Origin of the sequence: Streptomyces sparsogenes subsp. cuspidosporus, from assembly GCF_039532705.1 — a bacterium.
Taxonomy (GTDB): Bacteria; Actinomycetota; Actinomycetes; order Streptomycetales; family Streptomycetaceae; genus Streptomyces; species Streptomyces sparsogenes.
This window is the reverse complement of sequence record NZ_BAAASD010000009.1, coordinates 128,672-148,601: the sequence shown is the minus strand read 5'-3', so window position 1 is coordinate 148,601 and position 19,930 is coordinate 128,672. Positions and strand designations below refer to the sequence as shown.

The window sequence follows — 19,930 nt, the reverse complement described above, 5'->3', positions numbered from 1 at the left end:
GCGACTCGCGCCGCAGCCTGGTGAGAACATCCCGGCACAGGGCACTGCTCACCCGTCGAGGGGCCGACATCCGGATGCCCAGCCTGGTGAGCAACTCTTGGCGATGCTTGGGCCGCAGGGAGTTGAAGGCGAGTTCCACCATGTCCGCCGTGAGGTCGTTCAAGGCGGCGACGGCCGGGGACTCCAACGCGTTGAGCGCGGCGGCCAGGCCTTCGAGGTCCTCGGCCGAGACGCTCGGCGGGGACCACGGCGGCCCTGTGACGACGCGGTAGCGGTCCTGCATGTACACGCACTCCGTTTCTGTGGGTGACGGGAAGAAGAGAGGGGCGAAGGCATGCACGCGCGACAGCGGTGAAGGGTCAACCGCCGCGCGTGTGCTCGGTCACGAACGTGTAGCCGTACGGCAGTTCCCAGCCGTCCGCCTTGCCCAGCCTGCGGCAGTGCTCCCGAAAAGCCGCGCGCTGCACATCGCTGGGCGAACACCCCGGCCGCAGGCGGCGCAGATGACCTGGGACGACCTGCCCGCCGCGCAGTCCTTCACCGCCCGGTTCGCCACCGTCCCACGGACGTATCACCCGCGGCCGGGCGGGGCGGTAGCCGATGAGGGGGATGGTCCGCTGTCCGTCACGCGGCGGGAAGTGCGGCTGCCCCCAGGCGTCGCGGCTGCCGAGGGCCGGCTCCAGAAGACGTTCCGCGAGCAGTTCCGCGAGGGCCGCGTCCAGAGCGGCGGCCTGTGACCGGGCCGGTAGGCGCCCATAGACCGCGTTCGGCAGGACCGAGCGGTCCATCAGGGCATGGCCGTCCAGGGTGAGCAGACCGCAACGGCGCACAGTGCGCATCACCAGCTGCCGGGGACCGAGTCCCGCCGAGCTGTCGCCATGGCGGCTGCTGCCCGGCACGTCCTCCCTGGTGAGTACACGAGGGTCGTAACAGTGCCCCGTCTCACGGTCGCCGACCTGGATCCGTTCCTTCAGCCGCGTCGTCGCAAGGCGGATCACCGTGTCGCCACGAAGCCGACGCAGCTCCAGCGTCAGGCCAGGGAAGAAGTCGCAGGGCCAGACGATTCCCGTCAACCGACCCGAGAGGTCGCCGAGTTCGGCCGTGACATCCTGAACCGCCTCCTTCTCGTCCAATGCTTCACCAGCGTGGTTGAGTTCGAGGCGCAGCGTGGGGGGCGCGCCGTGCGACTGGCAAAACTCCTCCGCAACGAAGGGGTGCAGGGGGAACCAACCGTCGATGAGATGGGCCAGCCGCAGGGGCGCCCGCCAGACGATTTCCTGCGCGTCGCTCCGCAGGAGCTCGCCGGTGCCGAGGGAGGCGTCGTCGGCGAGGGGCAGATCTACCGGTTCCAGCTCCTCTTCTGCTTCCGGCTCTGACGGTGCGGGCAGTGTGGAGTTCCAGCCACGTCCGGCCGGGACAAGGGGGTCTCCGGGTGCCTCCGCGTCACCGGGATGATGGGACCGCCACACCCCTCCACCCTCGAAGGCGTCGTCGAGGGTGATCCGGGAGCCGTTCCCGAACAGACCCTGGTCGCTGTCCCCTTGCACCACGTCGGCGAGCGCCACGTTCGCCCGGCACACCGCAGCGGCGTACCCCGCTCCTCTGAGCCGTTCCGCCGCCCCGGGGAAACCGCGAATCCGTGGTCCGACCGCTGTGTACACAGTGACCGGAGCGACGAGGCCGTGTCGCCGCCTCGTCGGGGTGGCCGCGCGCTCCACCGCGGCCACGAGAGACCTCAGATCGTTGCCGCCCAGCGGTCCGGTGTCCCGCCAGCAGTCCGCGAGGGAGGTACGGGTCATGGCGTAATGACCCCAGGTTCGCAACAGGGAACTGGAGTTGAGGACACCCCGCACCGTGTCGAGGAGACCGAGCAGTCCTGCCCGCAGGTCGTCGTCGTGCGTGCCGCCCACCAGGGCGGCAAGGGACACGGGGACGAAGGGGCTGAGCAGCTGCTCCCGTGCCGTCGTCAGGAGATGGTCCGCGTAAGCCGTCAGATCGTCGCGCCGGCCTGCTTCCGAGGACGGATAGCACACGTCGACGACGACATGCCCGTCCTCATTGATCCAGCGCCCGCGCGTGCGTAATCGATGAAGCTGGGCCGGTGACAGGCTCAGGGCCGGCCCGAAGGCGTGGAGGTCCGGGAGCAGTAGCTCCCTGCGCCGTGGCGCGGCGTCCGCCCCCGGCCTCCCCGGGCCCTCGGCACCCGCGGGCGCTCCCGACACCCAGGCCGGTACGTCACCGAGCGCGCCCACCTCCGGGTGGGCGCCCTCCCGGTAGACGATCTCGGCGTAGAGCGGGTCCGACCCGGTGGCGACACACACCATGGCACCGACCGGGAGCACGGGAGCGCACTCGCCGAAGGTGATCACGGGGAAGTCGTCGAGGCACAGCGGGCTTCCGCCGTAGCCGTCGCCACCGAGGTCGTACCCGAAGTACACGGCGTTGAAGGCGACGGTGGTGTGCACCGGCGCCGGACGGGTCGCGACAACCGCTTCGAGATAGCTTCGCAGCCGACTGCGTTCCCGGTCGGGAACGGCGTCGTAGCCCTCCGTCATGGCGGAGGTCAGGAGAGCCCAGTCACCGTACGGATCCGGCACCCCCGTCCGCTCGCGTTCTCCGGCCCCTTTTGCTGACACATACGGGTCCCCACCCATGACACCTCCGCCGCACTACAGGTCGCCCCGGCCCGCCTGCGGTGATTCCCGCAGAGTATGCCCACGCTTCGGTTTCCTGTGGCACTTTCATCACTTTGCGATGGCCCACGACGATTGATTCCACCACTATGTTCACGAGAACCGTAAGACCAAGGTGTTGATGACGTCAACAGACCGAATCGCTGGGAATCTCGTAGACATTGCTAACAAGCGCACGTCATACTGAAGACGCCGTGCGTCGTAGCGTGTACGGCACGGGACCCATCGATCAGGGGAACACGAAGATGACCACGGCAGGCCTGGAAACGCAGCCGAGCGCCACCACGTACGAGCTGGGCGACCTCGTGGCCCAGGCCTGGAGCGGCCGGATTCACGTCCCCCACTTCCAGCGCGACTTCCGCTGGGGCACCACCGACGTACTCCGGCTCTTCGACAGCATCGTCAAGGGCTATCCCATCGGAAACCTGCTCCTCTGGGTTCGCAAGACGCCCGCGCGTTCCTTCACCCTGGGCCAGCTGAAGATCGACGCGCCGGCCTCTCCGGATGCCTTCTGGGTGGTGGACGGGCAGCAGCGCATCACCAGCCTCGCCAACGCGCTCAGCCCCGAAGGACATCTGCACGAACCCTTCTCCATCTACTACGACCTCAGGGAGAAGCGGTTCATCGCCCAGCCCAAGACGCGCGAGCCCCAGCACATCGCACTGCCCGTCCTCTTCGACCTGAAGAAGCTCCTCGGGTGGTTCCGCACGGAGGGTGAGCTGGTCGCCGAGCTCTTCGACGAAGCTGATCGGGTGGCCACCGCACTGCGCCAGTACAAGGTGCCCGCCTATCTCGTACGGCAGGACGATCTCGACATCCTGACCGACATCTTCGACCGGATGAACAACTACGGGAAGCGCCTCAACCGCGCGGAGATCTTCTCCGCGCTCTATGCGGGCCCCGAAGAAGGAGCCGCGGAGCGGCTCAACCTCTCCCGCATCGCCGACCGCATCGCCGCCAGGACCGGCTTCGGCACCATCGACACGGACACCGTCCTCGCCTCGATTCTCGCCCGCCGGGGGCCGGACCCGTCGCGGGACATCCGTAACGAGTTCAGCTCCACCAGCCGCCGGACCGCCCCGGAGTTCGAGGACGAGGACCAGTACGCCGCCTACGGAGAGGGCGAAGAGGCGCTGGTGCGCGCCATCGGTTTCCTGCAGGCCGAGGCCGAGGTACCGCACATCGCACTGCTCGTCTATCGCGCGCTGCTCGTCGTCCTGACCCGCTTCTTCGCTCACTTCCCCGACCCCGAGCCCAACACCCGCCGCTTGCTGCGACGGCTGTACTGGCGAGTGGCCGTGTCCGGACCCGCCGTTTTCAAGGGCAGCTTCACGCAAGTGGCGCGTGTCCTGTGCGCCCGGATCCGCAAGGGTGACGAGCGCGGTTCGATCATGGGGCTGATGGACGCCATGGCCGAGGCCCAGCCGTCGATCCCGACCATCGAGCGCTTCCGGACCAACGAGGCCGCCGCGAAGATCATCCTCAGCTCCTGGTGGTCCCTGCGCCCCCGCTCCCTGGTCACCGCTGTGCCCGTCGATCTCCAGAGCCTCTCGACGCTGCTCGCCGATCAGAAGACCGCGGCCACGGTGGCCCATGTGATCTTTCCTCGCGGGCTCACCGCACAGCAGGTTCTGTACGCCGCCAACCGCCTGTTCCTGCCCAGCACGGAAGACCCCGTCTCGGAGATCACGACGCTGCTCGCTCACCGTCCTGACCATCTGGACGAGGAGACCTGGGACCGTGTATTGGCCTCGCACACCATGAGCCGACAGACAAGTCAGGCCCTCGCCGAGGGAGATCGCGAAGGCTTCCTCCAGTTGCGTCAGCAGATCATCCAGCAGCACCTTAACGACTTTCTCGGGCGCATGGCGGAGTGGGACTACGAGGACACTCCCTCGTTGGACTCACTGGACTTCGACGCCCTCGATGAACTCGACGAGCCCGAAGAGTTGCTCTAACCGGTCCGCTCACCGCGAACAGGACACCACCCCGCATGACCAGGCTCCCGGAGACGTACTACGCCGTACTCCTGCACTCCCTTGACCGCCGATTCGGGACAACCGACGCCCGACTGCGCCAGGAGACCGTGCAGACCATCGAGCGGACCCGCGTTCACTGGCCGCAGTACGAGGCGCACCTCTCGGAGAACCAGAGCCTGCGCAAGACCATCGGGGCGTGGATCAACAGCTCCGCCCAACGTCTGCTCAGGGGCACCTGACGGCGATCGGCCGGCTGGCGGGGTCAGTGCCGCCCCTTACACTGCCCACCCGACCTGACCAGGCAAAAGGACGATCCATGGCCCACGAGTACCCGGAGTTCCGCCTGCGCCTGCCGGGCGGCGGCCCCGAGGCCCGAGGACGGCTGCTGACCGAGAAGGGGACGAACGGAAGCCAGAAGTTCGTCGTCCTGGCCGGGTCTCCGGGCCGTCCGGAGGTGGTGCCGTCCTTCCCTGTCCGCATGCCGTCGTCGTACCAGGACCCGCACCACCTCGACGTGGCCGCCGCGATCCGCATGAAGCATGGACTACGCCAAACCGCAGGTCAGCGCCTCTTTCCGGCAGGCTCCAGAATCGCCACGCACTCCACGTGGTGCGTCACCGGGAAGAGGTCGAAGGCGCGCAGCCGGCGCGGGGTGTAGCCGGCGTCGCGGAAGTAGGTGAGGTCGCGGGCCAGGGCGGCCGGGTCGCAGGCGACATAGGCGATGCGGCGGGCGCCGAGGGAGGACAGGCGGGTGACGGTCTCCTTGCCAGCGCCGGCGCGGGGCGGGTCGAGGACGATCAGGTCGGCCTCGGTGATGCCGGTGCGGGGCAGGACCTGCTCGACCCTGCCGTGCTCGATCCGGACCCGGTCGAGGTCGCGGAGGTTGTGGCGGGCGTCCTCCACCGCGCGCTTGCCGGACTCGATGCCCAGCACCGCGCCGCGCTCCCCGACCCGTTCGGCGAGGGCGCCCGCGAAGAGGCCGACGCCGCAGTACAGGTCGAGCGCGGTCTCGCCCTTGCGCGGCATCAGGCCCTGCATCACGGCCTCGACGAGCACGTCGGCGGCCCTGGGGTGGACCTGCCAGAAGCCGCCCTCGCCGACCCGCCAGGTGCGGCCGGCGGCGCGCTCGCGGACGAAGGGGCGGCCGTGGACCCGGTGCACGGCACGGGTGCCTTCGCGGCTCTGGGGCTCTCCCATGCGCAGGACGGAGACGGGACGGTCCAGCTCCACCAGGGGGAGCCGGCCGCCGGGGCGCGGGGTGAGGACGACCTGGCGGTCGGAGGAGCCCGTGGCGGCGATCGCCTCGACGGTCGCGATCTGCGGCCATTCGCGCTTCTCGACGCCGAGTTCGCTGACGCCGGGGGCGGCGATCAGGCAGTGGTCGATGGGCTCGACCTCGTGGGAGCGGTGGCGGCGCAGGCCGGGGCGTCCCTGCTCGTCCACGGCGTACTGGACGCGCGTACGCCAGGCCGGGACCTCGCCCCGGGCGACCTTGTCGCCGGGGGCGGGCTCGACGGTGCCGTCCCAGCGGGCCTCCTCGGGGCTGAGCCCGGCCAGCCGGCTCAGCTGCTCGGTGATCACCTCGGCCTTCAGCCGGCGCTGGGCGCCCGGGGCCGCGTGCTGCCAGTCGCAGCCGCCGCACCGGCCGGGGCCGGAGAACGGGCAGGGGGCCTCGACGCGGTCCTTGGAGGCGTCCAGCACCCGGACCGCGTCGGCGCGCAGGAACCGCGATCCCTCCTCGCCCTCGGTCACCCGGGCGACGACGCGCTCGCCGGGCAGCGCGTGCCGGACGAACAGCACCCGGCCCTCGGAGGTGCGGGCGACGCAGTGGCCGCCGTGCGCGACGGGCCCGACCTCGACCTCGTACTCCTCGCCGACCAGCGACGCCTTGGGTTCACGGTGCATGGCGGCTCGGCTCCAGAGGTCGGGGCGGGGGGATTGTCAGGAGGCGCGCCCGGGTGGGGCGCCAGCCCACCAGTCTAGGCCCTCGTCTCCGTGACGCCGTCCGGCCGCGGTGCGGCGCCGTCCGGCCGCTCCTTGACGCCGTCCGGCCGCGCTGCGGCGCCCGCCTTCTCGCCCTTGGGCGGCCCCACCGGCCCGCGCCGCACGGCGCCCGGCGCATGCCATTCGGCCCGCTTGCGGGCGCGCTTGCGGGCCAGCTCGGAGGAGTCCAGCTGCCAGGGCACCGAGGTCACCATGACGCCCGGGGTGAACAGCAGCCGGCCCTTGAGGCGCAGTGCGCTCTGGTTGTGCAGCAGGTGCTCGTACCAGCGGCCGACCACGTACTCCGGGATGAAGACGGAGATCACGTCGCGGGGGCTCTCCCGGCGCAGGCTCTTGACGTAGTCGATGGCCGGCCGGGTGATCTCGCGGTAGGGCGAGTCGAGGATCTTCAGGGGCACGTCTATGCCGCGCTCGGTCCACTCCTCCTGGAGCGCCTTGGTCTCGGCCGGGTCCACACTGACGCTCAGCGCCTCCAGCTTGTGGGAGCGCATCAGCTTGGCGTAGGCGAGGGCGCGCAGCGTCGGCTTGTGGATCTTGGAGACGAGGACGATGGAGTGCACCCGGGAGGGGCGCACGGTCTCCAACTCGTCCTCCTCGAAGGCCGACAGCTCGCCGGAGACGCTGTCGTAGTGGCGGCGGATCGCGGTCATGACGCCGTAGAAGAAGACCATGCCGAGCAGGGCGACCCAGGCGCCGTGGGTGAACTTGGTCAGCAGCACCACGGCCAGCACCAGGCCGGTGAAGAAGGCGCCGAAGGTGTTGATCGCGCGCGAGCGGAGCATCCGGCGGCGCACCGCGGGGTCCTGCTCGGTCGCCAGGTGGCGGTTCCAGTGCCGCACCATGCCGGTCTGGCTGAGCGTGAAGGAGACGAAGACGCCGACGATGTAGAGCTGGATCAGCCGGGTCGAGTCGGCCCCGTAGATGTAGACCAGGACGGCCGCGGCCCCGGCGAGCAGCACGATGCCGTTGGAGAAGGCGAGCCGGTCGCCGCGGGTGTGGAGCTGGCGCGGGAGGTAGCGGTCCTGGGCGAGGATCGAGCCGAGCAGCGGGAAGCCGTTGTACGCGGTGTTGGCGGCCAGGAACAGGACCAGCGCGGTGGCCGCGGCCAGCACCACGAACAGCAGCGAGCCGTCGCCGAAGACGGCCGCCGCGACCTGGGTGATCACCGGGTCCTGGGTGTAGTTCTCACCGAGCGCCACGCCCTGTTTGAGCAGGTCCTTGGCCGGGTTCTCGGCCATCTTCACATCGGTGGTCAGCGCCAGGGCGATGATCCCGCAGAACATGGTGACGGCGAGGCCGCCCATCAGCGCCAGGGTGGTGGCGGCGTTGCGGCTCTTGGGCTTGCGGAAGGCCGGCACGCCGTTGCTGATCGCCTCGACGCCGGTGAGCGCGGCGCAGCCGTCGGAGAAGGCCCGCAGCAGCAGGAAGACCAGCGCGAAGCCGGCGAGTCCGGTGTGCTCGGCCTTGATCTCGTAGCCGGCGGTGGGCGCCTTCATGTCGTCGCCGAGGATCAGCCCCCGGTAGGCGCCCCAGGCGATCATGATGAAGACGCCGGCGACGAAGACGTAGGTGGGGATCGCGAACAGCTTGCCGGACTCGCGCACACCGCGCAGGTTCATCAGGGTCAGCAGCAGGATGATGCCGATCGCGGACGCCGTCTTGTGCTCGACGATGAAAGGGACGGCGGACCCCAGGTTCTCCACGCCCGAGGAGATCGACACCGCCACGGTCAGGACGTAGTCGACGAGCAGGGCGCTGGCGACGGTCAGGCCCGCCCGGGGGCCGAGGTTGGTGGTGGCGACCTCGTAGTCCCCGCCGCCGCTGGGATAGGCGTGCACGTTCTGGCGGTACGAGGCGACCACCGTGAACATCAGCACGATGATCGCGACAGTGATCCAGGGGCTGTAGTGATAGGCCGACGCACCCGCCACCGAGAGAACGATCATCACCTGCCCTGGCGCGTAAGCGACGGAGGACAGCGGGTCGGAGGCGAAGACGGGGAGCGCGATGCGCTTGGGGAGGAGGGTTTCTCCCAGCTTGTCGCTGCGCAGCGCCCGCCCGATCAGGATCCGTTTGGGGACGTCGGTCAGTTTGGACACGGAGAGGATCGTAAGCGGTCGCCAGTACCGCCGCCCAGTCCCCCCGGGGAGGGCGGCGGCGCGGTCAGCCGGGCAGCCCCGGGCCCGGCCCGCTCACTGGCCTCGCCACCACGCCGCGAGCGCGGCCCAGCGGCGCCGCTGGGCCGCCTGCCCGGGCTCCGTCCGGCTCGGCGCGGTCGGCTGCGGGACGGCCGCGGGGGCGGCCGCGGCCGGGGGCCGGGGGCCCGTTGCGGGCTCGGCGGAGCGGGCGGGGTCGGTGGTACGGGCGGGACCCACGGTGCTGCCGGGGCCCACGGTGCTGACGGGGAAGCGGACCGGCAGCTCCGCCAGCGCGCGGTGGAAGGGGCCGGGACGCCAGGCCAGCTGGTCGGCCGGCACGGCCAGCCGCACGTCCGGCAGCCGGTCGAGGAGCTTCTCGATGGCCACCGAGGCGATCACCCGGGCCGGGCTCTCGGCGGGGCAGCGGTGGGCGCCGATGCTCCAGGCGAGGTGGGCCCGGTTGCCGAGCCGCCCCCCGGAGGTCAGCTCGGGGTCCGTGTTGGCGGCGGCGTAGCTGGTGAGCACCGGCTCGCCCCGGCGGATCCGTACGCCCGCCAGCTCCAGGTCATGGCGGGCGAAGCGGGTCCCGAAGTTGGCCATCGGCGGATCGGTCCACAGGACCTCGTCGATGGCGTCCTGGACGGGCATGCTGCCGCCGGACAGCTCACCGGCGAACCGGTCGTCCGAGAGCAGCAGGCGCAGCGCGTTGGCGATCAGGTTCAGCTGGGGTTCGGTGCCGGCGGCCAGGATCAGCATGAGCTGCTGCTTCAGCTCGTCCTCGGTCAGTTGGGCGGGGTGGGCCAGCATCCAGGAGGTGATGTCCGGACCGGGCCGCCGGCGCTTGGTGGTGATCAGGTCCGCGATGTAGTCCAGCAGCTCCTGGTCGGCCTCCGCCGCGTCCTCGCCGCTGTCGAAGAGCCTGGCCATCGTGGAGACCAGGCGCAGCCCGTGTTCGGCGGGGTAGCCGAAGAGCCGGTTGAAGACGAGCAGCGGGACGGCCGCGGCGTACTCGCCCAGCAGGTCCGCCTCGCCCTTGTCGGCGAAGGCGTCGATCAGGGTCTCGGCGCTGCGCTCGACGTATTCGCTCAGCGCGTAGGGGTCCAGCCGGGTGAGGCTGTCGGTGATCACTCCGCGCAGCCGGGCGTGTGCCTCCCCGTCGTTGAACAGGGCGTTGGGCCGGTACATCATCATGGGGCCCACCGGGCAGTCCGGGGGGATCCGTCCCTCGTTGAGCGCGCGCCAGCCGCGGGGGTCCTTGGCGAACCGCTCGGTGTCCCGGAGCACGTCCAGCGCGAGGGAGTAGCTGGTGATCAGATATGCCTCGACTCCGGGGGAAAGCTCCACCGGGGCGATCGGCCCGAACCGGCGCAGCCGCTCGTAGAAGGCGTGCGGATCGGCGGCGAAGTCCGGCCCGTACAGGGGCAGGCCCTGGGCGGCGGGGCGGGCGGGGCTGCCGGGCCCCGGGCGCCCCGCGTGCGCGGGGCAGCCCGGGGGCGGCACGGCTCCGGCTCCGGCCTCGACGGCGGGGCGGTAGGTCACACAGGCTCCTGGCTGGTCTGGGCGTGACGGCTCTGGAGGTACTGCACGAGGGCGATGAGCGCGTGGGTGGAGGAGACCTGGTCCCGGGCGTCACAGGTGACGAGCGGCGTCTCCGGCAGCAGGTCGAGCGCTTCCCGGACCTCCGCCTCGGCGAAGCGCGGCGCGCCCTCGAAGTGGTTCACGGCCACGGCGTAGGGCAGCCCGTGCTCCTCGAGGATGGCCATGACGGGGAAGGACTGCTCGAGCCGCCGGGTGTCGGCGAGGACGAGGGCGCCCAGGGCCCCGCGCGTCATGTCCTGCCACAGCCGGGTGAAGCGCTGCTGGCCGGGGGCGCCGAACAGGTACAGGACCAGCGACTCGCTCAGGGTGAGGCGGCCGAAGTCCATGGCCACGGTGGTGGTGGTCTTGTCCTCCGTGCCGCTCAGGTCGTCGACGAACGCGCCGGCCTGGGTCATGGTCTCCTCGGTGCGCAGCGGCTTGATCTCCGACAGCGAGCCGACGAAGGTGGTCTTGCCGACCGCGAAGTGCCCGACGACCAGCAGCTTCACCGCCGTTCGCACGGTCGTCGGCAGGTAGACCGCGTTGTCAGAGGCGAGCGCGGAGTCCATCGAGCACCTCCTGCAGGAGCTGGATCTCGGGCAGCTCGGCCGCGGGGATGGGCGACCGGGTGGAGATGTGGCCGCTGTCCACGAGGTCGCCGAGCAGGACCTTGGTGACGCTGACCGGGAGTTGGAGGTACCCGGCGACCTCGGCGACCGAGAGGGCGCCGCCGAGGCACAGCTCCATGACCCGGCGCTTCTCGGGGCTGAGCCCGGCGAGCGGCCGGTCGGGGTGGGCCATGACCAGGGTCACCAGGTCAAAGGTGTTGCGGGTCGGATAGGCACGGCCGTCGGTCACGACATACGGCCGTACCAGTCCTCGTTCGCGCCTGCCGGGGGTCATGCCGGGCTGCCGATGCCCTGCCGGGGGGCGCCTTGGCGGGGCGGGCTGGTCAGCTCCTTGCCGAGCCGGTCGACCAGCTTCTGCATCCGGTAGCTGACCGCCTCCATGTCCACGTTCTCGGTCGCGGAGACCGCGAGGTAGGCGCCGGGTCCGGCGGCGATCAGGAAGACGTAGCCGCCGACGAACTCGACGAGCGTCTGCTGCCAGGGGGTCTCCTCCCGGTCGCAGAACTCGGCCGTGGAGCGGCTGATCGACTGGAGGCCGGAGAGGGCGGCGGCCTGGCGCTCCGCCTCGTCGCGCGCGATGCCCTCGGAGTGCGCCCGCAGCATCCCGTCCGCCGAGAGCAGGATCGCGTGGCGCGCCTCCGGCATCCTCACGACCTCGTCGAGCATCCAGCCCAGCTCGTTGTTTATGTGGTCGTTCATGCCTGGCGGTTCCCTTCTTCGGTTTGGGGGACGGCGTCCTGGTTTCCGGCCCGGCCCGAGCGGGTGCCGCGTGCGAAGGCACCCATGCGGTGGGCCGTCTCCTCGGCCGAACGTGCGCGGTGGGAGCCGGTGTCGGGCTCCGGGGTGGCCCTGGTCCAGTCGTCCGCCGACTGGGCGACGGGCTGCCGACGGCGGCGCTTGGGCAGTCCGCCTGCCGTCGAGCCGTACGTACGTGACGCCTCCTCGATCGCCGACGGGTGGGTCGGCGCGGAGGGGGCCTGGGGCGCCGGGGCGGGCGCTGCGGGCTGGGGTGCCGCCTGCGGGTGCGGGGCCTGCTGGTAGGGGGCCGCCTGCTGGTGAGGGATCGCCTGCTGATAGGCCGCCTGCTGGTAGCCCGCCTGCTCCGCGGCGGGCTCGGACCGGCGGGCGCGGGTCTTGCGGGTCGGGAGGGAGGGGAGGGTGTGCAGGCCCGACTGCCGTGGCTCCTGCCCCACGGCCGCCCGGCCGCCCGGCTCCTCGGCGTCGACGTGGGTGAGCAGCTCGGTGGGCAGGAAGAGCACGGCGCGCACACCGCCGTACGGGGACCTGGTGTCCACGGAGACGCTGAAGCCGTAGCGGGCGGCGAGCAGGCCGATGACGGCGAAGCCGAACTGGGGCGGGTCGCCGAGCCGGACGACGTCGACGGCGCGCTCCCCGGACAGCAGCGCGGCGGCGCGCTGCACCTCCTGGCCGTCCATGCCGACGCCGGCGTCGTCGATCACGATGCAGGCGCCGTTGTGCACGGGCTGGAGGCTGACCTCGACATTGGTGTTGGGCTGCGAGTGGCGGGCGGCGTTGTCCAGCAGCTCGGCGACGGCGAGCACCACCGGCTCCACCGCCCGGCTCACCACGGCGACGTCGACCAGGGCGTGCACCTGGACCCGCCGGTAGTCGCGGATCCGCGACTTGGCGCCCCGTACCACGTCGGTCAGCGAGGAGGCGACGCGCTGGCGGCCGGGCCAGGAGCCGCAGAGCACGGCGATGGCCTGGGCGCGGCGGCCGAACTGGGAGTTGGCGTGGTCGATCTCCAGGAGGTCCCGCAGCACATCCGGGTTGTCGTGCCGCTCCTGCATCTGGGAGATCGACAGCTGCTGTTCGTTGGCCAGTCCCTGGATGGCGCGCATCGAGGCCTTGAGCGCCGCCTTCGCCGAGGCGTCGGCCCTCGCCTGCGCCTTGTCCACCGCGCGGGTGAACAGCTCCACGACCCCGTGCAGACTCTGCGCGAAGGCGGTCCCGGCAAGCTTCTCGTCCCGCAGTCCGGGCAGCGGGGAGGGCTGGCTGAGCGCGTCCGCGATGACCGGGAGGCGGACCTCCACAAGGTGCTGGAGCTCCTCGTCGCGCGCCTTCAGGCTGTCCTCGAGCGTGGCGTTACGCCTGCGCACGCCGGCGGTGATCGTGCGCTGGCGCATCAGCAGGACGAAGACGACGAGCACGACGACGGCCAGGCACCAGCTCACCGCCTCCGATATGTGATCTGTCATCAGAAACCTCGTGCAGGAGAACGCGGGCGCGGAAGGAACGGTTCAGTGCCCTGATGTCCCGTCCAGGAAACGGAATACGGCGATCATCTTAGCCACGCCGGTGAGCGGGCGTCCGATGCGCGCGGCAAGATTCGAACTATCAAGGCGTGCGCGCCTTTTCCGGTGAAGATCCCATGAAGATCGGGAAGGCGGCGGGAAGGTGGCGATGCCTCAGGCCGGGACAAATGCGACCACGCCGCCATCTTGCCCCGATGCCCTCCGTCCCGAGCCCGCCGCCCGCGCGGCACACCCCCCCGACGGGGGCCGCGGACGCGCGGCGGGACCCCGGAGACACGACCGAACGTTCGCAAGCGGCGGTCCCGGTTCCGGGTCGCTGTACGTCGTACAACACCGCCCTCCACCAGGAGGCGAGCAGGGGACTCGGGCGAGTCGCACAAGTACGGATACGGTGGTGACAGACGCCGTGGCGGACAGCCCTCCGCTGCCCCGCGGCCTCGGCACCGGGGCACCTCCCCGCTGTCGCCCCGTAGGCCCGGAAGGAAGATGTGAGAAGGGTGTTTGTGCGGTTCAGCACGGTAGTGAGGAGTGCGGGGTAGTCGCATGCATATCGTGATCATGGGCTGCGGCCGGGTGGGTGCGGCACTCGCCCAGACCCTGGAGCGGCAGGGACACACCGTCGCCGTCGTCGACCAGGACCCGACCGCCTTCCGCCGCCTCGGCGCCGGGTTCGGCGGACGCCGGGTGACCGGCGTCGGCTTCGACCAGGACACCCTGCGCGAAGCGGGCATCGAGGAGGCCGGTGCCTTCGCCGCCGTCAGCAGCGGCGACAACTCCAACATCATCGCGGCCCGGGTGGCGCGCGAGATGTTCGGCGTGGAGAACGTGGCGGCCCGCATCTACGACCCCCGCCGTGCCGAGGTCTACCAGCGGCTCGGCATCCCGACCGTGGCCACCGTGCGGTGGACCGCGGACCAGATGCTGCGGCGGCTGCTGCCGTCCGGCTCGGAGCCGCTGTGGCGGGACCCGAGCGGCGGAGTGCAGCTCGCCGAGGTGCACACCTCCCCCGCCTGGGTCGGCCACAAGGTCAGCAAGCTCCAGGAGGAGACCGGCGTGCGCGTCGCGTTCCTCACCCGCCTCGGCGAGGCGATGCTGCCGACCTCGGAGACGGTGCTGCAGGAGGGCGACCTGGTGCACGTGATGATGCGCACCGACGAGGTCGAGAAGGTCGAGGCGGCCTTCAACGAGGGACCTGAGGAGGCCGGCCGATGAGGGTGGCTATTGCCGGTGCGGGCGCCGTGGGGCGCTCCATCGCGGGTGAGCTGCTGGAGAACGGGCACGAGGTGCTGCTCGTCGACAAGGCCCCCACGGCCATCTCGGTGGAGCGGGTGCCGCAGGCCGAGTGGCTGCTGGCCGACGCCTGCGAGATCACCTCGCTGGACGAGGCCGCGCTGCAGCGCTGCAACGTGGTGATCGCGGCCACCGGTGACGACAAGGTCAATCTGGTCGTCTCGCTGCTCGCGAAGACCGAGTACGGGGTGCCGCGGGTGGTCGCCCGGGTCAACAACCCCAAGAACGAGTGGCTGTTCAACGAGGCCTGGGGCGTCGATGTCGCGGTCTCCACGCCCCGGCTGATGTCGGCGCTGGTCGAGGAGGCGGTGAGCGTCGGCGACCTGGTGCGGCTGCTGCGCTTCAGCCACGGCGACGCCAACCTGGTGGAGCTGACGCTGCCGCCGGAGGCGGCGCTGGCCGGCACCCGGGTCGGGGACGTGGAGTGGCCCGAGGACACCTCGCTGGTCACCATCATCCGGGGCACACGCGTGCTCACCCCGGCCAAGGACGACGTCCTGGAGGCGGGCGACGAGCTGTTGTTCGTCGCGGCCCAGGCCCGCGAGGAGCAGCTGGAGCAACTGCTGTCCGTCCGGCGCGCGGACGCCTTCTAGCGCCCCCGTACACGACGAAGCGCCGGGTGGGCCGCATCGGCCCGCCCGGCGCTTTCGCAGGGGCTCAGGGGCGCGGTGGGTACCGCCGGTCGGCGGGCTCCTGCTGGGCCTCGTCGACGATTTGGTCGGCCCACTCCGCCAGCAGCGGCTCGCCGATCCTCTCGGCCTCGGCCTTCGCCCGCTCCCGCTCGCGCTCGGCCTTCTCCTCCGCCTCCATCTCCGCGATGACGTCGATCGGCGGCGGGGCCTTGGCCAGGAATATCCACGTCAGATAGACGCAGAGCAGGAACGGCGGAATGCCGAGCGCGACCTTGACCCAGCCGAGCTGGGTGGCGTCCCCCCACCAGTACAGCGGGAAGAGGATCGCGGACTTGGCGAGCAGGATGAGGCCCCAGGCCCAGGTGGCCTTGGTGTACGCGCGGAACCGGCCGGGGTTGCGGGTGCGCCAGGAGAGGTTCTCCTTGAGCATCGGCCCCAGCAGCACGCCGATCAGCGGGTAGCGGAAGACCGCCGAGAGCACGTACGCGATGGCCAGGCCGAGCGTGTAGAGCATGCCGGGCAGGTAGAAGTTCTTCGCGTCGCCGGACATCATCGCGAAGACCGCGCCGAAGGCGACCCCGAAGACCCCGCTGAAGGCGTGCTTGAGGGTCTCCTTGCGGATCAGCCGGGCCAGTGCGAGGAGCACCGTGATCCCCAGCGACACCAGGGCCGCCAGGTGGATGTCGCGGTTGATCGTGTAGAGCAGGACGAAGACCAGTCCCGGGACGGTGGTGTCCACCATGCCCCACACCCCGCCGAACGCCTCCAGGAGCGCGGTGTCCGCCGCCGCTCTGCTCCGGTCGGCGGCGGAATCCTCCTCGGCCGAGGTCGGCTTGTCGTCTTCCGTCACCGGCTACTCCTGTCCGAGCGGTCGGAGCTCGTATTTGGGGTTGAACAGCACCCGGCGGCCTTGGCTCATGGAGATCCGGCCGCTGGCGATCAGTCTGCGGCCCGGCTCTATCCCGAGGATCGAGCGGCGGCCCAGCCACACCACGTCCAGGGCGGCGGTGCCGTCGAAGAGCTCCGCCTCCAGCGCGGGCACCCCGGCCCGTGGCCGCAGCGTGACCGTGCGCAGTGTACCGGTCACCTTGACGATCTGGCGGTCACCGCAATCACCGATCTTGGTACAGCCGGCGGCCTCCGCGTCCTGCTGCAGCTCCGCGGAGTGAAGCTCCTCCTGGGAGCTCGACAGCCGGTCCAGCATCCGCCGGAAGCGGCCGGCCGGCTTGTCGGACTTGCCAGAGGGCTGATCTACGGCACTCATACGGCCAGCGTACCGGGGACCCCGGACGCCCTCACCGCTCGAAGCGGCGCTCGCACCGCTCACATCGCTCGCACCACGCTCACCGCCCTCACCGCTCGAAGCGGTAGCCCATGCCCGGCTCGGTGACGAAGTGGCGCGGGTGCGAGGGGTCGGCCTCCAGCTTGCGGCGCAGCTGGGCCATGTAGACCCGCAGGTAGTGGGTCTCCGTCCCGTACGACGGGCCCCAGACCTCCTGGAGCAGCTGCTTCTGGCTGACCAGCCGCCCCGTGTTGCGGACCAGGACCTCCAGCAGGTGCCATTCGGTGGGCGTCAGGCGGACGTCCGCGCCGTCGCGGGTGACCTTCTTGGCGGCCAGGTCGACGGTGAAGCCCTCGGTCCGCACGACCGCGGCGTCCCCGCCCGCCCCGACGGGCTCGGCGCGGCGGACCGCGGCGCGCAGCCGGGCCAGGAGCTCGTCCATGCCGAAGGGCTTGGTGACGTAGTCGTCGGCCCCGGCGTCGAGGGCCTCGACCTTCTCGTCGGAGGTCTGGCGGGCCGACAGGACCAGGATCGGGACCCGGGTCCAGCCACGCAGCCCCTTGATCACCTCGACGCCGTCCATGTCGGGCAGGCCGAGGTCGAGCACGACCACGTCGGGGTGGCGGGTGGCGGCGAGCCGGAGGGCGGTGGCGCCGTCCGAGGCGGAGTCGACCTCGTATTTGCGCGCCTTCAGGTTGATCACGAGGGCGCGCACGATCTGCGGCTCGTCGTCCACCACGAGCACCCGGTTCATCTGACGGCCTGCCTTTTCGTGTCGTCGCGGTCCTGAGGCGCACCCGGCCCGCGGCCGGCGGCGGCCCGCAGGCTCAGCACCATGGTCAGGCCGCCGCCGGGGGTGTCCTCGGCGGTCAGCCGGCCGCCCATCGCCTCCACGAAGCCGCGGGCGACCGCGAGGCCGAGGCCGACCCCCGCGCCGCGCGGGGCGTCGCCGTACCGCTGGAAGGGCTCGAAGATCCGGTCCTTGGCGCTGTCGGGGACACCGGGCCCGCGGTCGGCGACGCGCAGCTCCACTCGGTCGCCCAGGGCGCTGGCCGACACCAGCACGGGTCTGCCGTCCGGACTGTACTTCACGGCGTTCTCCACGATGTTGGCGACGCTGCGCTCCAGCAGGCCGGGGTCGACGGCGACCATGGGCAGCTCCTCGGGGATCTCCAGGCTGACACCGGTCTCCGGGACGCCGACCAGGGCCATCGGGACGACCTCGTCGAGGTCGATCTCGCGGATCAGCGGGGTCACGGTGCCGGTCTGCAGCCGGGAGATGTCGAGGAGGTTCCCGACCAGGTGGTCGAGGCGGTCGGCGCCCTCCTCGATGCCCTCCAGCAGCTCGGCCTCGTCCTCCGGGGACCAGGCCACGTCGTCGGAGCGCAGCGAGGACACGGCCGCCTTGATGCCGGCGAGCGGGGTGCGCAGGTCGTGGCTGACGGCCGCCAGCAGCGCGGTGCGGATGCGGTTGCCCTCGGCGAGGTCACGGGCCCGCTCGGCCTCGAGGGCAAGCCGCTGCCGGTCCAGGACCACCGCGGCCTGGGCGGCGAAGGCGGCCAGCACCCGGCGGTCGGCGGCCGGCAGCACCCGGCCGGTGAGCGCGAGGGCCATGTGGTCGCCGACCGGCACGTCGACGTCCGCGTCCTCGGGCCGCTCGGCGGGCGGGGCTCCCCCGGTGCCGCCGACGCTGCCCGCGCAGGTCCACGGGGCGACGTCGCTCTCCCGCTCCAGCAGCGCCACCGAGTCCATGGAGAAGGTCTCGCGGACCCGCTCCAGGAGGGCCTCCAGGCTCGTCTCACCGCGCAGCACGCTGCCCGCGAGGAAGGACAGCACCTCGGATTCGGCGCGCAGCCGGGCGGCCTGGTGGGTACGGCGCGCGGCGAGGTCCACGACGGAGGCCACACAGACGGCCACGGCCACGAAGACCGCGATGGCGAGGATGTTCTGGGGGTCGGCGATGGTCAGGGTGTGGGTGGGCGGGGTGAAGAAGTAGTTGAGCAGCAGCGATCCGACGGCGGCCGAGGCGAGGGCCGGCAGCAGCCCGCCGAGCAGCGCCGCCAGCACGGTCAGGAACAGGAACAGCAGCACCTCGTTGGCGAAGCCCGGCCCGCCGTCGGTGGCGAGCGCGCCGCCGGTGTGGGTGAGCGCCACGGTGAGCAGGACCGGCCCGGCCACCCCGGTCAGCCAGCCGGCGATCAGCCGGGTGCGGCCGAGCCGGGCGCCGCGCGCCACCGGCAGACCGCGGCCCTTGGCGACCTCGTCGTGGGTGACGATGTGCACGTCCAGGTCGGGCCCGGAGTCGCGGGCCACGGTGGCGCCCACGCCCGGCCCGAAGACGTACTGCCAGGTCTTGCGGCGGCTGGAGCCGAGCACTATCTGGGTGGCGTTGACCCCACGCGCGAAGTCCAGCAGGGCGCTGGGGATGTCCTCGCCGATGACGTGGTGGAACGTGCCGCCCAGGTCCTCCACGAGGGTGCGCTGGATCGCGAGCTCCTTGGGCGACGCCGAGGTCAGGCCGTCGCTGCGGGCGACGTAGACGGCGAGGACCTCGCTGCCGGAGCCCTTGGCCGCCATCCGGGCGGCGCGGCGGATGAGGGTGCGGCCCTCGGGGCCACCGGTGATCCCGACGACGATGCGCTCACGGGCCTGCCAGGTGGAGCGGATGCTGTGCTCGGAGCGGTACTGCTGGAGGTACTCGTCGACCCGGTCCGCCGTCCACAGCAGGGCCAGCTCGCGCAGCGCGGTGAGGTTGCCGGGCCGGAAGTAGTTGGAGAGCGCGGCATCGATCTTGTCGGGCTTGTAGATGTTGCCGTGCGCCATGCGGCGGCGCAGCGCCTGGGGCGACATGTCGACCAGCTCGATCTGGTCGGCGCGGCGGACCACCTCGTCGGGCACGGTCTCCCGCTGCCGCACCCCGGTGATCGACTCGACCACGTCGCCCAGCGACTCCAGGTGCTGGATGTTGAGGTTGGAGACGACGTCGATGCCCGCCCGCAGCAGCTCCTCGACGTCCTGCCAGCGCTTGGCGTTGCGGGAGCCGGGGACGTTGGTGTGGGCGAGCTCGTCGACGAGGGCGACGGCGGGCCGGCGGGCCAGCACCGCGTCCACGTCCATCTCGGTGAAGAGCGCCCCGCGGTACTCGATCTCCCGGCGGGGCACCTCTTCGAGGCCGCGCAGCATCACCTGGGTGCGCGGGCGGTCGTGGTGCTCGACGAAGCCGACGACGAGGTCGGTGCCGCGCTCGGCCCGCCGGTGCCCCTCGGACAGCATGGCGTACGTCTTGCCGACGCCCGGCGCCGCGCCGAGGTAGATCCGAAGCCTGCCGCGTTTCATGGCCCCATTTTCCCCGGTGCGCCGGTTACCCCGCGGACCGCGTTGACGGCTCCCTGACGGCCGGGGCCATGCTGTTGACGCTTCTTTTACGCG

Annotated in this window: 16 protein-coding genes; 4 read left to right on the top strand and 12 right to left on the bottom strand. The window is 71.3% G+C overall.

From position 1 onward, the window contains the following. Positions 1–359: 359 nt before the first annotated feature. Positions 360–2,636 (bottom strand): hypothetical protein, encoded by a 2,277-nt coding sequence (locus ABFY07_RS14260; protein WP_346174851.1) that lies wholly within the window; start codon positions 2,634–2,636, stop codon positions 360–362. A gap of 302 nt (positions 2,637–2,938) precedes the next feature. Between ABFY07_RS14260 and ABFY07_RS14255 the strand changes: the two genes are divergently transcribed. Then, positions 2,939–4,651 carry a DUF262 domain-containing protein gene (locus tag ABFY07_RS14255; protein ID WP_346174850.1) on the top strand — a complete coding sequence of 571 codons (1,713 nt, stop codon included), beginning with the start codon at positions 2,939–2,941 and terminating at the stop codon, positions 4,649–4,651. A gap of 35 nt (positions 4,652–4,686) precedes the next feature. Further along, entirely contained in the window at positions 4,687–4,911 is a 225-nt protein-coding gene (locus tag ABFY07_RS14250; protein WP_346174849.1) for a hypothetical protein, read from the top strand. 322 nt (positions 4,912–5,233) lie between these two features. Here the strand turns inward: ABFY07_RS14250 and ABFY07_RS14245 are convergent, their stop codons facing one another. The 7 genes from ABFY07_RS14245 to ABFY07_RS14215 all read right to left on the bottom strand — a co-directional run bounded on the left by ABFY07_RS14245 (position 5,234) and on the right by ABFY07_RS14215 (position 13,240). Continuing rightward, the gene (locus ABFY07_RS14245; protein ID WP_346174848.1) at positions 5,234–6,577 is read right to left on the bottom strand and encodes a class I SAM-dependent RNA methyltransferase; all 1,344 of its coding nucleotides are present in this window, start codon (positions 6,575–6,577) and stop codon (positions 5,234–5,236) included. A gap of 74 nt (positions 6,578–6,651) precedes the next feature. Beyond that, positions 6,652–8,775, bottom strand: coding sequence for an APC family permease (locus ABFY07_RS14240; protein WP_346174847.1), 2,124 nt, complete (start codon positions 8,773–8,775; stop codon positions 6,652–6,654). Between the two features lie 93 nt (positions 8,776–8,868). Continuing rightward, a complete protein-coding gene (locus tag ABFY07_RS14235) occupies positions 8,869–10,353 on the bottom strand; it encodes a cytochrome P450 (RefSeq protein ID WP_346174846.1) in 1,485 nt (494 codons plus the stop codon). Further along, entirely contained in the window at positions 10,350–10,961 is a 612-nt protein-coding gene (locus ABFY07_RS14230) for a GTP-binding protein (RefSeq protein ID WP_346174845.1), read from the bottom strand. Before ABFY07_RS14230 ends, ABFY07_RS14235 begins: the two co-directional genes overlap by 4 nt. Then, positions 10,939–11,295, bottom strand: coding sequence for a DUF742 domain-containing protein (locus ABFY07_RS14225; protein WP_346174844.1), 357 nt, complete (start codon positions 11,293–11,295; stop codon positions 10,939–10,941). The genes ABFY07_RS14230 and ABFY07_RS14225 overlap by 23 nt, the downstream gene beginning before the upstream one ends. After that, entirely contained in the window at positions 11,292–11,720 is a 429-nt protein-coding gene (locus ABFY07_RS14220) for a roadblock/LC7 domain-containing protein (RefSeq protein ID WP_065965408.1), read from the bottom strand. The genes ABFY07_RS14225 and ABFY07_RS14220 overlap by 4 nt, the downstream gene beginning before the upstream one ends. After that, positions 11,717–13,240, bottom strand: coding sequence for an ATP-binding protein (locus tag ABFY07_RS14215; RefSeq protein ID WP_346174843.1), 1,524 nt, complete (start codon positions 13,238–13,240; stop codon positions 11,717–11,719). Before ABFY07_RS14215 ends, ABFY07_RS14220 begins: the two co-directional genes overlap by 4 nt. Before the next feature lie 600 nt (positions 13,241–13,840). Here ABFY07_RS14215 and ABFY07_RS14210 point away from each other — a divergent pair. Continuing rightward, positions 13,841–14,509: a potassium channel family protein gene (locus ABFY07_RS14210; protein ID WP_065965406.1), complete on the top strand. Its 669-nt coding sequence runs from the start codon at positions 13,841–13,843 to the stop codon at positions 14,507–14,509. Continuing rightward, complete coding sequence (locus ABFY07_RS14205; RefSeq protein ID WP_346174842.1) at positions 14,506–15,180, top strand: potassium channel family protein; 675 nt, start codon at positions 14,506–14,508, stop codon at positions 15,178–15,180. The genes ABFY07_RS14210 and ABFY07_RS14205 overlap by 4 nt, the downstream gene beginning before the upstream one ends. A gap of 64 nt (positions 15,181–15,244) precedes the next feature. Here the strand turns inward: ABFY07_RS14205 and ABFY07_RS14200 are convergent, their stop codons facing one another. From ABFY07_RS14200 to ABFY07_RS14185, 4 genes are all read right to left on the bottom strand, one after another. Next, a complete protein-coding gene (locus ABFY07_RS14200) occupies positions 15,245–16,069 on the bottom strand; it encodes a DUF3159 domain-containing protein (RefSeq protein ID WP_346174841.1) in 825 nt (274 codons plus the stop codon). A gap of 3 nt (positions 16,070–16,072) precedes the next feature. Beyond that, the gene (locus ABFY07_RS14195; RefSeq protein ID WP_346174840.1) at positions 16,073–16,483 is read right to left on the bottom strand and encodes an OB-fold nucleic acid binding domain-containing protein; all 411 of its coding nucleotides are present in this window, start codon (positions 16,481–16,483) and stop codon (positions 16,073–16,075) included. Positions 16,484–16,571: 88 nt separating this feature from the next. Next, the gene (locus ABFY07_RS14190; RefSeq protein ID WP_346174839.1) at positions 16,572–17,255 is read right to left on the bottom strand and encodes a response regulator; all 684 of its coding nucleotides are present in this window, start codon (positions 17,253–17,255) and stop codon (positions 16,572–16,574) included. Beyond that, positions 17,252–19,837 carry a DUF4118 domain-containing protein gene (locus ABFY07_RS14185; RefSeq protein WP_346174838.1) on the bottom strand — a complete coding sequence of 862 codons (2,586 nt, stop codon included), beginning with the start codon at positions 19,835–19,837 and terminating at the stop codon, positions 17,252–17,254. Before ABFY07_RS14185 ends, ABFY07_RS14190 begins: the two co-directional genes overlap by 4 nt. Positions 19,838–19,930 lie beyond the last annotated feature (93 nt).